Origin of the sequence: Luteibacter sp. (assembly GCF_036500425.1) — a bacterium.
GTDB lineage: Bacteria > Pseudomonadota > Gammaproteobacteria > Xanthomonadales > Rhodanobacteraceae > Luteibacter.
In genome coordinates, this window is record NZ_DASYCB010000060.1 from 19157 (window position 1) to 34257 (window position 15101).

General features: G+C 64.3%; 15 protein-coding genes. 9 read left to right on the forward strand and 6 right to left on the reverse strand.

The window, feature by feature from the left end:
• Positions 1 to 127 precede the first annotated feature (127 nt).
• The 3 genes from VGN46_RS15350 to VGN46_RS15360 all read left to right on the forward strand — a co-directional run bounded on the left by VGN46_RS15350 (position 128) and on the right by VGN46_RS15360 (position 2855).
• On the forward strand, positions 128 to 1111 hold the full coding sequence (locus tag VGN46_RS15350) for a beta-propeller fold lactonase family protein (protein ID WP_331644722.1): 984 nt from the start codon (positions 128 to 130) through the stop codon (positions 1109 to 1111).
• A gap of 234 nt (positions 1112 to 1345) precedes the next feature.
• Positions 1346 to 2332: a beta-propeller fold lactonase family protein gene (locus VGN46_RS15355; RefSeq protein WP_331644724.1), complete on the forward strand. Its 987-nt coding sequence runs from the start codon at positions 1346 to 1348 to the stop codon at positions 2330 to 2332.
• Positions 2333 to 2492: 160 nt separating this feature from the next.
• On the forward strand, positions 2493 to 2855 hold the full coding sequence (locus VGN46_RS15360; protein WP_331644726.1) for a hypothetical protein: 363 nt from the start codon (positions 2493 to 2495) through the stop codon (positions 2853 to 2855).
• Between the two features lie 62 nt (positions 2856 to 2917).
• On the opposite strand, the gene VGN46_RS15365 is transcribed toward VGN46_RS15360, so the two are convergent.
• Positions 2918 to 3301 (reverse strand): VOC family protein, encoded by a 384-nt coding sequence (locus VGN46_RS15365; protein WP_331644728.1) that lies wholly within the window; start codon positions 3299 to 3301, stop codon positions 2918 to 2920.
• A gap of 130 nt (positions 3302 to 3431) precedes the next feature.
• On the opposite strand from VGN46_RS15365, the gene VGN46_RS15370 reads away from it, so the two are divergent.
• Complete coding sequence (locus VGN46_RS15370; RefSeq protein WP_331644729.1) at positions 3432 to 4508, forward strand: alpha/beta hydrolase; 1077 nt, start codon at positions 3432 to 3434, stop codon at positions 4506 to 4508.
• Positions 4509 to 4550: 42 nt separating this feature from the next.
• Here VGN46_RS15370 and VGN46_RS15375 read toward each other — a convergent pair whose 3' ends face one another.
• On the reverse strand, positions 4551 to 5456 hold the full coding sequence (locus VGN46_RS15375; RefSeq protein WP_331644731.1) for a LysR family transcriptional regulator ArgP: 906 nt from the start codon (positions 5454 to 5456) through the stop codon (positions 4551 to 4553).
• A 99-nt stretch (positions 5457 to 5555) separates the two neighbouring features.
• Here VGN46_RS15375 and VGN46_RS15380 point away from each other — a divergent pair, with 99 nt between their 5' ends.
• Positions 5556 to 6173, forward strand: a complete 618-nt coding sequence (locus VGN46_RS15380) for a LysE/ArgO family amino acid transporter (RefSeq protein ID WP_331644733.1) — start codon at positions 5556 to 5558, stop codon at positions 6171 to 6173.
• 31 nt (positions 6174 to 6204) lie between these two features.
• Entirely contained in the window at positions 6205 to 6846 is a 642-nt protein-coding gene (locus VGN46_RS15385) for an FMN-binding negative transcriptional regulator (protein WP_331644735.1), read from the forward strand.
• Between the two features lie 18 nt (positions 6847 to 6864).
• Here VGN46_RS15385 and VGN46_RS15390 read toward each other — a convergent pair whose 3' ends face one another.
• Both VGN46_RS15390 and VGN46_RS15395 read right to left on the reverse strand, forming a co-directional pair.
• Entirely contained in the window at positions 6865 to 7293 is a 429-nt protein-coding gene (locus VGN46_RS15390) for a DUF1801 domain-containing protein (protein ID WP_331644737.1), read from the reverse strand.
• A gap of 13 nt (positions 7294 to 7306) precedes the next feature.
• Positions 7307 to 7684 carry a VOC family protein gene (locus VGN46_RS15395; protein ID WP_331644739.1) on the reverse strand — a complete coding sequence of 126 codons (378 nt, stop codon included), beginning with the start codon at positions 7682 to 7684 and terminating at the stop codon, positions 7307 to 7309.
• Between the two features lie 184 nt (positions 7685 to 7868).
• Between VGN46_RS15395 and VGN46_RS15400 the strand changes: the two genes are divergently transcribed.
• Positions 7869 to 8678: a plasmid replication/partition related protein gene (locus VGN46_RS15400; protein ID WP_331644741.1), complete on the forward strand. Its 810-nt coding sequence runs from the start codon at positions 7869 to 7871 to the stop codon at positions 8676 to 8678.
• A gap of 130 nt (positions 8679 to 8808) precedes the next feature.
• Positions 8809 to 9297, forward strand: coding sequence for a hypothetical protein (locus VGN46_RS15405; protein WP_331644743.1), 489 nt, complete (start codon positions 8809 to 8811; stop codon positions 9295 to 9297).
• A 23-nt stretch (positions 9298 to 9320) separates the two neighbouring features.
• On the opposite strand, the gene VGN46_RS15410 is transcribed toward VGN46_RS15405, so the two are convergent.
• Positions 9321 to 10154, reverse strand: a complete 834-nt coding sequence (locus VGN46_RS15410; protein ID WP_331644745.1) for a methyltransferase domain-containing protein — start codon at positions 10152 to 10154, stop codon at positions 9321 to 9323.
• 121 nt (positions 10155 to 10275) lie between these two features.
• Here VGN46_RS15410 and VGN46_RS15415 point away from each other — a divergent pair, with 121 nt between their 5' ends.
• Positions 10276 to 12060 (forward strand): glycoside hydrolase family 97 protein, encoded by a 1785-nt coding sequence (locus VGN46_RS15415; RefSeq protein ID WP_331644747.1) that lies wholly within the window; start codon positions 10276 to 10278, stop codon positions 12058 to 12060.
• Here the strand turns inward: VGN46_RS15415 and VGN46_RS15420 are convergent.
• Positions 12057 to 15086 carry a sensor histidine kinase gene (locus VGN46_RS15420; RefSeq protein ID WP_331644749.1) on the reverse strand — a complete coding sequence of 1010 codons (3030 nt, stop codon included), beginning with the start codon at positions 15084 to 15086 and terminating at the stop codon, positions 12057 to 12059. The genes VGN46_RS15415 and VGN46_RS15420 overlap by 4 nt on opposite strands.
• Positions 15087 to 15101: the final 15 nt, after the last annotated feature.

Below are 15101 nucleotides of genomic sequence, written 5' to 3' on the forward strand. Positions count from 1 at the left end.
CATGTTGGCCGAGCGCAGTACGCCGCACTACCCGCGGCGTACTGCGGTGCGAAGCGAATCGTCTGACCAAGGACCTCCAACCAGGGGGCGCATGCATGCGCTCAAGCAACTCATCGGAGGAATGTTCATGACGAAAGACGCAATGACTTTCAAGGGTCGCCTGATTCGCACCACGCTTCCGCTTTTGCTGGCAAGCGTGGCGCTACCCGCCGTCGCAGCGCACAACAACAATGCCTACGTACTGAATGACTTTGGTGGATCGGTCACGGTTGTCGATACCAAGACGAATACGGTGGCCGCTACCGTACCCGTGGGCAAGAACCCGATAGGAGTCGCCGTGCGTCCGGACGGCCGCTATGTGTACGTGGCCAATGGTTCGAGCGATTCGGTCTCGGTCATTGATGCACAAACAAACACGATAAGCACCACGGTGCCGGTCGGGCATGCCCCGGCGGCGGTCGTGTTTAGCCCCAATGGCGCGCTTGCCTACGTGGCAATCGCCAATGACAGTGCGCTTACGGTGATTGATACCGCGACCAACGCCGTTGTCACCACGGTCCCCGTCGGGAGCATCCCGCTTGCTCTCGCTATCAATCCGTCGGGCACGCGCATCTACACCGCAAACGCAGGCGATTTCTCGGTGAGCGTCGTGGATACCGCCACGCTGGACGTCATTGCGACGCTGCCGGTCGATATTTCACCGGCAGCGATCGCTATCGGTCCATTAGGTGAACGCGTTTACGTGGCTAACTACGACACCAACCTGTTGACCATGATCGATACCTCCTCGAACACCGTCGTCGGCACGATGGCCGCGCCGGGTGGTCCGGATGGCGTCGCGGTGGGCGCGCTAGGCATTCCGGTTTACCTGACCAACGACACCGATGGCACCCTGACCGCCGTTAACCCCTTCACCAAGCGTACGATCGCTTCGGTGCCGACCGGCGACAATCCCTCCGGGCTTGCTGTCGACCGCGGTGCCGGGCGCGTTTATGTCACTAACTTCAGCTCGAACACGGTATCGGTGGTCAATACCCTCACCAACAAGGTCGTCGCGACCGTGGGTACGGGCCGTGGCCCTATCGCGGTGGCCTTGCAACCCCGCTGGTGAGCTAGCTCATGGCCAGGGACGGCCATTCCCATCTCCCACCCAATCATCAAATACCGCGGCGCACGGGAAGGCGCCTGCCACGCCCGTGAAATATCTCGCGTAACCCCGGGGGAAAATGCCGGTAACGGGTCGGCGCTATGTTCACCCTGCGCAAGCACGAGATCGGGTGATCCGATTCCGGCCATGTCATGGCGGGCGTGAGATTGCGCCCACACTCCAACGACGAGATATCCCATGACGACCAAGCACACGATGCTTAAGGGCGCGGCCCGCTGCGCGCTTCCCCTTCTCCTTGCTGGCGCGGCGCTGCCCGCCGCCGCTGGCTCCCTGATCAACACGAACGCCTACGTGGCGAATCAGAACGACAACACGGTCTCGGTGATTGATACCACCCGCAACTCGGTCTCGGCCACCATTCCCGTCGGTAACACGCCGCTGGGCGTTGCCGTAAGTCCCGATGGCGCCAAGGTCTATGTGACCAACGCCAGCGACAACACCGTCTCGGTCATCAAGGCTTCCACCAATACGGTCGTCGCCTCGATCCCGGTGGGTGGTTTCCCCTACGGCGTGACCATCAGCCCGGATGGGCGCTCCGCCTATGTGGCCAATGCCAACGACGGCACGGTGTCCGTCATCGACACTCGCAGCTACACCGTCGTCGATTCGCTGTCGGTCGGTACCCTGCCGTTCGCCGTCGCCACAGGCCCGACCGGCGCTTTCCTGTATACCGCCAACTTTGCCGACAACACGGTCTCGGTCGTCAACACCCGGACGAAGCAACTCGTAAGCACCGTACCGGTCGGCAGCAATCCGACGGGTCTGGATGTCGGCCCCTTCGGCGCCCGCGTTTACGTGGCGAACCAGGGTACGAACAACGTGTCGATCATCGATACCTCGAGCAACCAGGTGAAGGACACGATCGCCACCGGCAACAGCTCGGATGCCGTGGCCGCCAGCATGCTCGGCACCCGCGCCTACGTGTCCAACCTTGCCGACGCCACGGTGTCGGTGATCGACGCGACCAGCAAGAGCGTCATCGCCACCGTGCCGGTGGGCACCGCACCGGGCCCGATCGCCGTCAGCATCCCGCTCGGCCGCGTCTATGTCACGAACTCGGTTTCGAACACGGTCTCGGTGATCAATCCGATCACCAACAAGGTCGTCGCCACCGTCAACGTCGGTAATTTCCCGTCGGCGGTCGCCACGCAGCCTGTTCTATAAAGCTGTATAACGGCTGATCCATGGATTGGTGAAAACGGCCGCCCATCGGGCGGCCGTTTTCACAGAAAATCCCGGTCAGTGGCGGGCTCCCGCTTTTGCGCGCAGAATCGACGGACGGCCATGTCCGCGGCCGCTCGTCCAACAGCCAAGGAGAGTCGTTGTGCGCACATTGATCGTTGCCGGCTTGCTTTGCCTGGGTTGCCCACTCATCGCTTCGGCGCAAGAGGCAGTGGCCCCCAACTCCCCGCTCAAGAGCTTCAGCACCACACGCACCCCGTCGGAATTCGCCCAGTGCCTGATGCCGGTCGTGCAGAAGGATTTTCCACGGAGCTACTCCGGGACCAGGAATGACGGCCTGGATCTGCGGGTGGTTGGTACGAATCCGGCCGGCGATCCGGCGGTCGTAGCCGTCGTACAAGTCCTTAACGCTGGGCGAGTCAGTTCTTTGGTGTTAATCCACACCGAGTCACCCGAAGCCAAACCGGGTCGCGACATCATCAAGGCGGCACGCAACTGCAGCTAGACAAAAACGCCAGTGACATCGGGCGGCAAGGGCCGTCCGATGCTCACCGTGGCCTGCGTGCCTTACTGCCCCGCCGGCGGCTCCCATAGCTCCACCTTGTTGCCTTCCGGATCCATGACCCAGGCAAACTTGCCATAGTCGGATTCGTCGACGTTACCGACCACCTCGCAGCCCTCTTCGCGGAGCACCTTCACCAGGGCGTGTACGTCGTGGACACGGTAGTTGATGGTGAACGCCCTGCCCTCCGGCACCTGCCCGTCGGTCCCCGACGATACCGACCAGATCGTCGTTCCACCGACCGGATTGCCTTCACCATCGTCCCAGGTGAAAGCAGCGCCACCCCAGGCCTGCACATCGATCCCGAGGTGCGTTTTGTACCACTCGCGCAGGGCGGGGGCGTCTTTGGCTTTGAAGAAGATGCCGCCTATGCCGGTGACTCGTTTCATGGGACCTCCAACATCGCGGGAAGAAAGGCGAGAGTAGCCTAAGACCGGCAGATACGGCTCATTTCGGATACATTCCAGAACCAGCGGCCAGCCGGCCAGATGACGGGGGAATGGGGTGAGGAAAGCATTGATGGTCTCGGCCGCGCTTTCGGTCCTGGGGACGTACGCGCCGATCTCGCAGGGCGCGGAAAACAAAGCGGCAACCGGGCACGCCCGCGTCGCGCTGGACGCCGCCTGCAAGGGTAAGCCAGGCAAAGTCGATAGTGCCGAGTTCGTGCGCATCGGCGGCATCGAGCAATGGGTCACCGCCAAAGGCGATAACTGCGCCAACCCCATCATTCTTTTCATCAGCGGTGGCCCCGGTAACCCGCTCAGCCCTCTGTCCGAGTCGATGTACGGCAGCTGGTCCAGGGATTTCATCGTGGTCCAGTGGGACCAGCGCGGCGCGGGCATGACCTACGGCCGCAGCCCGCCCGCCGAAGGCGAGACGCTGACGATCGAACGCATGGCGCAGGACGGCAACGAACTCGCCACATACCTTGCCCAGCGTTACGGCAAACGCAAGGTAATTCTATGGGGCAGTTCCTGGGGATCGATCCTGGGCGTCTACATGGCGAAGTCCCGACCGGACCTGTTCTACGCGTATGTCGGCACCTCGCAGGTCGTGAACTCGCTGGATAACCAGGCCGAGAGCTATAAAAAACTCGTGGCCCTGGCTCTGGCGGCGAATGACCAGCCGTCGCTCGATGTTCTCAAGCAGGTGGGAACACCGCCCTGGACCGATCCGCGCAGCTTCGGCAAGGTTCGCCGGATCATCCGGGCATACGAGGCGAAGGTCACTACGCCGCCACCGACAACGTGGCACGCGGCGCCGGAATACACTACGCCGAAGGCCACCGAGGACTACACGAACGGTGAGGATTATTCCTTCATCAACTTCGTGGGCATGCACGGCGACGGGATGCTCGCGCACGCCAATCTGCCCGCGCTCGGCACGGATTTCGCGATCCCGGTGTTCCTGATCGAAGGCAAGCAGGACCTGCTGGCGACCCCGGATGTGGCGCGCCGATACTACGACCAGATCAAGGCGCCGCAGAAAGGCTGGGTGCTGCTTGAGCACTCTGGCCATGATCCGAATCAGGACGTGATCGATGCGGAGTACAAGGTTCTCCGTGAGAAGGTCCTACCGCTCACCCACGAAAAATAGCGGATTGGCTTCGGACATGGATGCCCCGGGCCTTAAGCCAGGTCACCCCACATCGGGCGATAACGCGCTTTCTGCGACATGGCGCAAGGTCTGGGTGATCTGCCGCAACGTGCTGGAACGCACGCTCGCGCACTGCCAATACAGCGGCACGTAAAGCATGCGCCCTGCATCGATGATCTCGACCTCTCCCGCGTCCAGCGCGGGCCGGGCGAGCAGGTCGGGGGCGAGGCACCAGCCCAGCCCCTTCCCGGCCGCTTCGACGAAACCCGTGGACGTCGGCAGGTAGTGGATCGGCGGTGTCACCTTCGCCCGGGTCACCCGGCGCACATAACGCGCCTGCAATTCATCCTTGCGGTTGAACACGATCATTGGCGCGCCAGCAAGTGATGAAGCGTCCATGCCATGCGGAAAGTGTCGGCGCACAAACCCTGGCGACGCGATGGCGTGGTAGCGCATGCGGCCCAGGGGAAAGACATTGCAGCCCTGAAGGGGTTTCCGTTCCGACGTGATCGCGCCTAGCACCGCACCTTCACGTAGATGGTCGAGCGTGTGGTCCTGGTCATCCACGCGCACATCGAAGAAATAGCCGTGCTGTTCGTGCAGCGCGGCGAGCGCCGTGACGACCCAGGTATGCAATGAGTCGTCATTCACGGCGATGCCGATCGGGCGCGACTGCGACGGCCTCACTTCCTCGGGCAGGAAATCCGCCATCGCCTCTGCTTCCAGCGCTTGCATGGGGCGGAGTCTCAGGAGCAGGCGTTCGCCGGCTGAGGTCGGCTTGCAAGGCACCTGGCGGACGACCAGTACCTGTCCCAGGCGGTCTTCCAGCGCCTTGATCCGCTGCGATATCGCTGAGGGGGTGACAGCCAGGCGCCGCGCGGCGCCTTCGAAGCTACCTTCTTCGATGATCGCGGCGAAAGCGGCGAGTTGGGGATGCAGGAGGTCCATAGGCTCAGATTAGCAATTCTTATGCGCACAAAGAATCCTTAGTTTGTCTAAACCAAGAGGCACCTTCATCATGGGTCCATACCTTCGGTGGAACCTCCCATGATCCTGACAACCGCTCTCGCTGGCTTCGCCGCCAGCGCCGGGCTCATCATGGCCATCGGCGCCCAGAATGCGTTCGTGTTGAGGCAAGGCCTCCAGCGCTCGCATGTGGGCCTCGTCGTGGCCATCTGTGCCTTCAGTGACCTCCTGCTCATCCTCCTCGGCGTCGCCGGCATCGGTGCCCTTGTGCAGCACGCACCATGGCTGCTCGAGGCCCTGCGCTTTGGTGGCGCGGCGTTCCTCGCCGTTTACGGCCTGATGGCCGCCGCCCGCGCCTGGCGCGGCGGTGGTGGGCTAGCGCCCTCCGGCGCCAGCCAGCCGGCTTGGTACAAGGCCGCCCTTGCCTGCCTGGCCTTCACCTTCCTCAATCCGCATGTGTACCTGGATACCATGATCCTGCTCGGCAGCTTGTCGACCGGCTACCCCGGCATGCTGCGCTGGGTATTCGCGACCGGCGCGTGCGCAGCGAGCATCGCGTGGTTCCTCACCCTGGGTTACGGCGCACAGCTGCTCACGCCCGTCTTCAGGAACCCGACGGCATGGCGCATCATGGATGGATCGGTCGCGTTGTTCATGCTGCTTCTTTGCGTGTTCCTGTTAGTACGGCCGCTGCACTGATCGCCTCCCCACCCGAGTACTGAAGCCCGCCATGTACGTACCCGACCTGTTCGCTGAAACCGACACGACCCTGCTTTTCGCGCTGCTCCGCGAGTTTCCGCTCGGCATGCTCGTAACGCATACATCCGGCGGGCTCGATGCGAATCACGTGCCATTCCTTCTGGATGAAGATCGTGGCGCCGCTGGCACGCTGGTAGCCCACGTCGCGCGGGCAAACCCGTTGTGGCAAGAGGCGGTCGATGGCGACGAGGTGCTGGTGGTCTTCCGCGGCGCACAGGGCTACATCTCGCCGAACTGGTATCCCAGCAAGCAGGAAACCCACCGCCATGTGCCAACGTGGAACTACGAGGTGGTGCACGTGCATGGGTGCGTCCGCATCATCGACGACGAGAAATATGTACGCGGCGTGGTAGCGCGACTGACACGTGAGCATGAGAGCCGGCTACCCGAGCCATGGCGGATGAGCGACGCACCTGCCGACTACCTTGCCGAGCAACTTGCCCATATCGTCGGTATCGAAATCGACATCACGCGGATCGAAGGCAAGCTGAAGCTCAGCCAGAATCGCACGCCTTCCGATTTCGAAGGCACGGTGCGTGGGGTCGAAGGTAGTGGGAATGTTGCCCTGGCGGCGGCGATGCGGCGGGTTAACGAGCGTTCCCGCGGCGGGTGATCGCGCGCAAGCGCGCTCCTACAATTTCTTGGCGAGCGGCTTCCTGGGCGCTGTCTTCTTCGTTGCGTTGAGTGTAGCTGCGGCTTTCACCAGCGCCTTGAACTTCGTGGCATCCACTTTCACGCCTTCGCCAATATCCAGTGCGCGGCGCATGTTGCCGTCGAGGCTCGAGTTGAACAGCTTGCCGGGATCGGGAAGTGATGCACCCTTGGCGAAGGTCAGCTTGATCTTGTCCTTGTAGCTCTCGCCTGTACAGATGATGCCGTTGTGCTCCCACACCGGCGTACCCATCCACTTCCAGGTTTCGACGACATCGGGCAAGGCGTCGTGGATGAGCTTGCGCATGCGCGCCAGGGTGTCCCCGCGCCAGTCATCAAGGCTCTCGATGCGGGCGTCGATTAATGCAGAAGCATCGAGGTTCGCATGTGGTTCCCTGGTCGCTTTCATGACATCTCCGTTCTTAACGCTGGAATGGTTCGATATGGGTGCCAATGCGCCACAGCACGCCGGTAGGATCGGCGAGTACAAAGTCCCTGATCGCCCACGGTCGGTCCGCGGGCGGATCGGCACGCACCCCATACTTAGCGGCCAGCCCAGCATCTTCAACGTGACGCCACCACGCATCCACGTCCTTCACCAGCATGTGCATCATGAAATTAGCCGCATGCTCCTTCACATAAAACGCCTGGAGCAGGAACGCGCACTCCCCGGCCTTCAGGTAAGCCAGATCCTCGGATGAAAAGGCCACCTCGAAACCGAGGTCGGTGTAGAAGGACTTGGAAAGCTCAAAGTCCCGGGCCGGGACGAACGCCTTGATCTCAACGGTTTCCATACTCATGCCAACGATTTCCTTGAGGGAGAAAGCGGACCCACCGCAGCGTACCTTCGGAACGCCCCGCAAGCCACGCCCCACCCAAGCTCGGTCTCTCTGCCGGCACCTGTCAAGCCCTGCCGGTCGCTGCAGATGAGACCCGGAGGCACTAGAATGCGCGGCCGCCCGTCTGCCATCGCGCTCCTATTCCATGCATATCGTCGTCAACGAAGAACTCAAGGCCTACATCGATCCGCTCACCCCGGACGAGCACGAATCCCTGGAGCGCAGCCTGCTGGCTGAGGGCTGCCGGGATGCGCTGGTGCTGTGGGGCGATACGCTGGTCGATGGCCACAACCGCTACGGCATCTGCCGCAAGCACGATATTCCCTTCAAGACCGTGCAGCACGAGCGCTTCCAGTCCATCGACGACGTCCACCTGTGGATGATCGAGCAACACCTGGGCCGGCGTAGCGTCTCCGATTTCCAGCGGGGTGTGCTGGCCCTGCGCAAGCGCGAGATCCTGGCCCAGCGCCGTGAGGCCGAGGCCCCCGCGAAGGACGAGAACGACCTGCCGTTCGATGCCAACGGCTCGGAGCCGGCGCGCCCCAAGGCGGCACGGCCGAACCCGAACGACGACCGCAAGGAAATCGCCCGCGAGGCCCGGATCAGCGCCAACGCCGTGGGCATGATCGAAAAAATCCGCAAGGAAGCCGCCCCCGAAGTGGTGGCGGCGGTGAAATCCGGCACTTTGTCGATCAGCGCGGGCGCCGCCGTGGCCTCGCTGCCGGAGGATGAGCAGCGGGCGGCGGCCTCGGCAGGTGACCAGGAACTCAAGGACGCCGCCAAGCGGGTCCGGGAATCGAAGCGCAAGCCGCGCGAGAAGCCGTCGGGCGACGTGGTAGCCCTGCGCGAGCAGGTCGCCGAACTGGAGGCCGAGAACCGCAACCTGCGCCGTGAAATCGATGCCCTGCGCGCCCGCCTGGGCGAGCCACCCCTGAGCGAGCCCGAAGAGGCATGATAGAGGCTGTGCCGGGCGCGCTCGCGCGTGATCCGGCGCATGCGGGGAACTCCCCACTGAACGGGCGTTCCAACCCCCGTACACCGGACGCTACCTGAGGCGTTCAATGGCAGGTCCCCCGGAGCGCTCCATGAAGTCCATCCTCGCCCTCACCACCCTTTCCCTGCTGGCTGGCGCCGCCATGGCGCAGGATGCCGCCCGGCAGCCGCTCAACCTGAACCTCCCACCGAATTATGTGCCGGCCGCGTCAAGCACGGCCCCTGCCCCGGCATCCGCCTCGTCGGTGGCCGCCACCGGCTCGAAGAACGGCAAGGAAAGCGTCGCGGTCACCCCGGCGCACCCCAAGGATCCGCCGGGCACGTACTACGGCGATACCAGCGGCCAGATCGCCGGGGCCGATGTCGAGGACGACGGCCCGCGCTGTGATGACGCCACTTACAACAAGCCCCAGGTGCATGGCAGTGTCAGCACCGGGGTCGTCAGCGCCAGCCATGGGGGTAGCGGCAGCTATCAAGGTGGCGCGGTGAGTCTGTCGCAGGCGTTTGGCAGCTGTGAGCACCCGACCGGTGGCGTCAGCATTTCGGTGGGTGGAACGACGGGGCGGTTTCACGGGCGGTGAGGCTATCGCGCGCAAGCGCGCTCCTACAGATTCGCGTAGATGACTACGCGGTCGTGGGCTTCTGGGTTGGGATCTGCGCTGCGGAGCCAGGGCTGGCGGGCGAAGGTGCGGGTGCATGGGCCTAGCGCGATGACGCGAAGCGGACGCTTGCGGGCTTCCGCTTCGATGCGTGCCGTGACGTCGCGCAGAACGGGGCCAATGAACGGCGTGAACAGGTAGAACACGTTCGCCACCGAATAATCGGCGTCGCGGGCGTCAGCGCATGCGAAGGCGATGTCGGCTAATCCGAGCGATGCCGCAGCACTGCGTGCACTGGCGACGTAGGCAGGCTCACGCTCCACCCCGCTCACGGTGGCGCCGCTGAGAATGCGTGCGAGCAGGGGCACATGGCCGAGACCCGAACCCAGGTCGAGGACATGGTCTTCCGGTGAAAGCCCCGTGCGGCGGACAGCATCGACGATATGGCGTGCCGGCGTCGGCTGGTAGAAGACCATATCGGTCGGTGGCCGGGGATCCTCTGGCATCGGCTCTTCGATCGCGAATACACCTGCCAGCAAGGTGTCGAACGCGTCGTAGTGGGCACCCACCGGCTCGCCGATGTCCAGCCAGGGCATGAGCGCGGCCCTGCCCTCGCCGGCGCGGATCGCGTCACGCAGGGTTCCAAACAAGACTTCATCCACCGCGGCCATGCCATCCAGCAACGCATCGGCGCGTTGGCGCTGTGCCTCGTCGCTCATCGCCAGCATCAAGAGGTCTAGCCGATCGAGCGCGTCCGCACGCCAGCGAAAGGCGCCTGGTTCACGCCACGTGGCATCGGATTCCAACAGATCAAGGAAGTCGCAAGGGACATCGGTCATGCCCGCCATGGTAACGGGCGTTTGCCTTGACGCGGTTCTCACGCGCGTCGCGTCTTCCTTGATCGCCTGCGCAACGCTGTGGAATGCTCGGCGACCCGGTAGGTCCCAACCAGGAATTCGCATGAAGACGTCGCACCGCCTCGCCGCCACCCTCGCCGCCCTGGTGGCCATGCCCGCGTTCGCCGCGCCGCCGCTGGCCACCGTGGTCTTCCGTGAGGGCGGGCGCCCTGTGCTCACCGTCACCGATCCACAGGGCCAGGCACTGGTCGACGCCACGCTCGGCCTGCGCACCTCGGGCAGCGACCTGACCCACGGCCTTCGCCTGATCGGGACGACCCAGCGTAACCTCAGTGAGAACTACCGGATGACCACCGGCAAGCGCCTCGTCCGTAGCGCGAATCTCGCGGAGACACGCTATGCGTTGCAGAACGACAAGGGTGAGAAACTCGATGTCGTCGTGCGCGTGGCCAACGATGGCGTCGCGTTCCGATATGAGTTGCCCGGCACCACGCAAACCACGGTCATCGGCGAGGCCACACGCTACGCGCTACCGCCGGACGCCCGTGCGTGGCTGCTTCCCTACGATGCAAGCAACGAGAAGGAACGTCTCGAGACCACGGCCATCGCCGCCCCGAAAGGCGACTACGGCTACCCCGCCCTGTTCCGCACGGGCCAGCGCTATGTCTTGATCACGGAAGCCAACGCCGACGGCCGCTACGACGGTAGCCGGCTGGTCCACGTCGCGAACACGCCGACGTACGGCCTAACGCTGGCCGACAGCCGCGTTGACAGCACGGGCACCACACCCTGGCGCACCATCATCGCGGGCGATCTCGCCACGGTCACCGAATCGACCCTCGTGGATGACCTCGCCGATCCGTCGAAGTTAGCCGATACCACGTGGATTCGTCCCGGCCGCGTCGCCTGGTCGTGGCTCAGTGAGCACGACAGCCCGAAAAGCTTCGACAGGCAAAAGGCGTTCGTGGACTTCGCCGCGGCCAACCGCATGCCCTATGTCCTGCTTGACGAAGGCTGGAGCGAAACCTGGGTGCCCCAGCTCATCCGCTATGCCAATGCGAAGCACGTGGACGTGCTGATGTGGTTTCCCTGGACGACGCTGGATACTCCGGCGAAGCGCCAGGCGTGGCTCACTCGTGTCAAAGGCTGGGGCGCAAAGGGGGTCAAGATCGACTTCATGGGCTCGGATAGCCAGGCACGTTTTCGCTGGTACGACGAGACCCTGGCCGACACAGCGCGCCTGCAGCTCATGGTCAACTTCCATGGCGGCACCATCCCGCATGGGCTCGCGCGCACCTGGCCGCACCTGATGACGATGGAAGGCGTGCGCGGCGCCGAGAACGACCCGCCGGCGGTAGGCAATACGATCCAGCCGTTCACGCGTAATGTGGTCGGCTCCATGGATTACACGCCGGTTGCCTTCGATGCTGGCCGTAAGGAGGCAAGCATCGCGCATGAAGTCGCGCTGCCCATCGTGTTCGAATCCGGCTGGACCCATCTGGCGGATAGCCCGGAAGCGTACCAACGGCGACCGAACGCGCTTGCGTTCCTGGACCAGATCCCCACGACGTGGGATGAAACGAAGTTGATCTCGGGTACGCCGGGCGAGGACGCGATCTTCGCGCGGCGCAACGGTGATCGCTGGTTCATCGGCGCGATCGCCGCGGGACCGGCGCGCCAGCTTAGTGTGCCGCTGGCGTCGCTCGGCGTGGGCCCGTGGCATGCGGATATCGTGCGCGACGGCCGCGGCCGTGGTGACGTCACGCGCTCCGCGCAGAACGTGACCGCCGATGGCGCGCTTATCCTCGATGTCCCTGCGAATGGTGGATTCGCCGCCATCCTGTGCCCGGTCGCCAAAGGCCAGTTCGCCGACGGCTGCTATCGCTAGGCACCCGGAATCCAGCGCCGCCACCACGCAGGTAGCGGCATCACCCGGGAAATCGGCACGCGTACGACCACGTGCGTGCCGCCGCCCAGTGATGAAGTAATCGACGCCTTGCCGCCGATGTTCTCGGCGCGCTCATGTATGCCACGCAATCCCCAATGGCCCGGCCGGCCCGCGGCGAGGATCCCCGGACCGATGCCCTGCCCGTCGTCATAGACGCCAAGCACCACCTCCGCGCCCTCACGATGCAGGCTTACGTCGATCCGGCTCGCGTGGGCATGTGCCACCGCGTTGTGCACGGCTTCGCGAGCGATTCCGTAGAGTTCGTCGCGCGCGAGCGGATCCATGCCATGCCACACCGGGGGTGCGTCGACGGTCACGGGTACGGCATGCTCATCGGCATAGGCGCGAGCTAGTTCGACCAGCCCCATATCCAGCGCGACGGTATCACCGAGGTGGTCGCGCAGGTCGCGAACGCGATCCCGCGCCTCTACCAGCGCCAGCTCCGCACGATCCAGGGCACTCTCCATGGAGGCACGCAAGGGCTCGCCATGTGGCACGCGATTGGCGACAGCCTGGAAGCGCATCATCAGGCCCTGGATGCTTTGTAGCAGTGTGTCGTGCAGTTCACGCGCAATTCGCTCACGTTCGGCGTGGCGCTCATGCAGGCGCTCGCGCAGTTGCGTCTCCACCCGACGGACGCGCATCAGCACCAGCGCCCAGACCACTGCAGCGCCGATGATCGCCAGGATCGCCGCGAACCAGGCTGTCTGGTAGAAGGCTGGCGCCACGTCGATCCCGATGGATGCGCCCTGTTCGTTCCACACGCCATCTTCGTTGGCGGCGGTGACGCGGAAGACGTAGTGGCCAGGTGGCGGATCCGTGTAGACCGCCTCGCGATCCGTCCCTGCATCGCGCCAGTGCTTATCGATGCCATCCATGCGGTAACGAAAACGCACGCGCTCCGGCATGGAAAGGCTCGTGGCGGTGTACTCGATACGAAGGCGCGCACTCTTCGCCGGTAATTCGACGCGCCCTGCCGTTTCAAACCAACCCATGTCCGTCGCGATACCGCGAATGGTGACCGGCGGTGGCAGCGTATTCCGGGGTACATCCGCTGGATCGATCGAGACCACGCCACTCGTCGTGGCAAACCATAGCCGCCCATTGTCGCTGGCCACGGCGGTCGGCAACGGCCGGAACTGCGCGGGCGTTCCAGGCAAGCCATCCAGCGAATCAAACAGGGTGACGGGAACGCTGAACCCCGCATCGCGCCGCGCGTGAGCCACATCGCTACCGCGGATACGCACGATGCCCTGCGATGCATTTGCCCAGTAGTCACCCTGCTGATCACGCACGATGCCCGAGATACCACGCAGGTCCATTTGCAGCGCCAGTACGTGTACGTGGCCGCCATCGATGATATTGATTCCACGCTCACCCCCGACCCACGTCACGTCGTTGTCCGGGAGCAGGGCCGTGACATTACCGACCTCGAGGCCATCACGCGCACCGATCACCGTATCGTGCCCGGCTTCATCGCGAACGATGATCGTATCGCGCGCGAAGCCCATCCACAGGCGGTTGGTGCGATCGCGCACCAGCACCAGCGGCGAGGGATCGTTGGCGACAGCCGGCAAGAGTTCACGGTGCCAGTCACCCTGGCTGTAGTGGTAGACACCGGGTCGGTTGATCGAGACCCATACGCCGCCATGGCCGTCGCCGGTAATCGCCTGCACGCCAGTGAAGTCTTCGACCGGCAACGAGGCGAACAACGCCGGCGCATCACCTTCCATCGTCCACACGCCGCCAGGGCCTGCCAGCCAGGTTGTACGGTCGTCACGCGCGGCAGCGGTTATGGCCTGCGGGAAATCCACGGTGGACGCGCCCAAGGCATCGACACGCATCAGCGGCCGGTTCTTCGTGCCGATCCAGATACCGCGCGAGGCAGCCGGCGCGATCGCAAAATCGGTAGCGCCCGAGGGGGTCGGCGCGGGCAACAAGCGACTGGCACGGAAGCGATCAAGGCCGCGACTACCGCCCACCCAGATATTGCCTTCGCGGTCCTGGATGATCGCGCTGATGTAATCGGACGTGAGCCCATCACGCTCGACGAAGCGCTGCGCGGCACTGCCCTCGGCTTCGATGGCCTGACGAGCAAGATCATGGACACGCGGCACGCGGCGCAGGCCATCGCCCATCGCCGCGACCCATAGCGCACCATCCCTGTCGAACAGCATCCCCGACGACGACACACGCAGGCTCGGGCCCACCGCGGCCGGATCGCCAGTGTCATGCCACAGCGGCAGTACACCGCGATCCACGTCAGCCACCCAAACGCTGCCGTCAGGTGCTTCACTGATACGGTTGATCTTGCCTACGTCGCGCGTGGCGACGACAAATCGATCGCCGCCGGGAGGCAGCCAGGCGAGCGCAACGTCCGAGGCGACCCAAAGACGGCCCTCGCGATCGACGGTAAGGTTGCGTGCCCGGATCCCCGGCAGGCCCATCGCGGGCCCGACCACATGCCAGCGGTTATCGCGCAACGCCACGAGTCCGTTGAAGGTGGCGCCCCACACACGGCCATCGGGCGTACCCGCCATCGCATAAATCGTGGCCGTCGGCAGGCCGGAGCTGGCCCCGTAGTGCGTTGCCTTGTCGCCATCGATATAGCTGGCGAAGCCATAGCGGAAACCTACCCATAGGCCGCCATCGGGCGGGGCGTAGAGGGAGGCGACACTGGAAGCCGGGAAATCGCCGCCCGTACGTGGCCGGTAACGCTCGAAGCGCACGCCATCGAACCGGTAAAGGCCGGTCTGCGTACCCAGCCAAAGGAAGCCATCCGCGGTCTGGACAAGTGCCGTCACCTGGCCGGGCGCGCCTTCGCGCACGGTCCAGGCTGTATGGTAGAACTGGTCGATACTGCGGTCGCGGGTATCCATGCCCAGCGCGACGCCCGCAAGCGCCACCCAGCCAGCCAGGGCCAACATTACCGCCCGTATCGCGGCGATCGCCCGTTCGAACCGCATCCCCACCCCATGCTG

Excerpts from the sequence above, each read along its gene's own strand:
- VGN46_RS15350 (WP_331644722.1), top strand. The coding sequence starts at position 128 with ATGACGAAAGACGCAATGACTTTCAAGGGTCGCCTGATTCGCACCACG.
- VGN46_RS15355 (WP_331644724.1), top strand. The coding sequence starts at position 1,346 with ATGACGACCAAGCACACGATGCTTAAGGGCGCGGCCCGCTGCGCGCTT.
- VGN46_RS15365 (WP_331644728.1), bottom strand. The coding sequence starts at position 3,301 with ATGAAACGAGTCACCGGCATAGGCGGCATCTTCTTCAAAGCCAAAGAC.
- VGN46_RS15370 (WP_331644729.1), top strand. The coding sequence starts at position 3,432 with ATGGTCTCGGCCGCGCTTTCGGTCCTGGGGACGTACGCGCCGATCTCG.
- VGN46_RS15375 (WP_331644731.1), bottom strand. The coding sequence starts at position 5,456 with ATGGACCTCCTGCATCCCCAACTCGCCGCTTTCGCCGCGATCATCGAA.
- VGN46_RS15380 (WP_331644733.1), top strand. The coding sequence starts at position 5,556 with ATGATCCTGACAACCGCTCTCGCTGGCTTCGCCGCCAGCGCCGGGCTC.
- VGN46_RS15385 (WP_331644735.1), top strand. The coding sequence starts at position 6,205 with ATGTACGTACCCGACCTGTTCGCTGAAACCGACACGACCCTGCTTTTC.
- VGN46_RS15390 (WP_331644737.1), bottom strand. The coding sequence starts at position 7,293 with ATGAAAGCGACCAGGGAACCACATGCGAACCTCGATGCTTCTGCATTA.
- VGN46_RS15395 (WP_331644739.1), bottom strand. The coding sequence starts at position 7,684 with ATGAGTATGGAAACCGTTGAGATCAAGGCGTTCGTCCCGGCCCGGGAC.
- VGN46_RS15400 (WP_331644741.1), top strand. The coding sequence starts at position 7,869 with ATGCATATCGTCGTCAACGAAGAACTCAAGGCCTACATCGATCCGCTC.
- VGN46_RS15405 (WP_331644743.1), top strand. The coding sequence starts at position 8,809 with ATGAAGTCCATCCTCGCCCTCACCACCCTTTCCCTGCTGGCTGGCGCC.
- VGN46_RS15410 (WP_331644745.1), bottom strand. The coding sequence starts at position 10,154 with ATGACCGATGTCCCTTGCGACTTCCTTGATCTGTTGGAATCCGATGCC.
- VGN46_RS15415 (WP_331644747.1), top strand. The coding sequence starts at position 10,276 with ATGAAGACGTCGCACCGCCTCGCCGCCACCCTCGCCGCCCTGGTGGCC.
- VGN46_RS15420 (WP_331644749.1), bottom strand. The coding sequence starts at position 15,086 with ATGCGGTTCGAACGGGCGATCGCCGCGATACGGGCGGTAATGTTGGCC.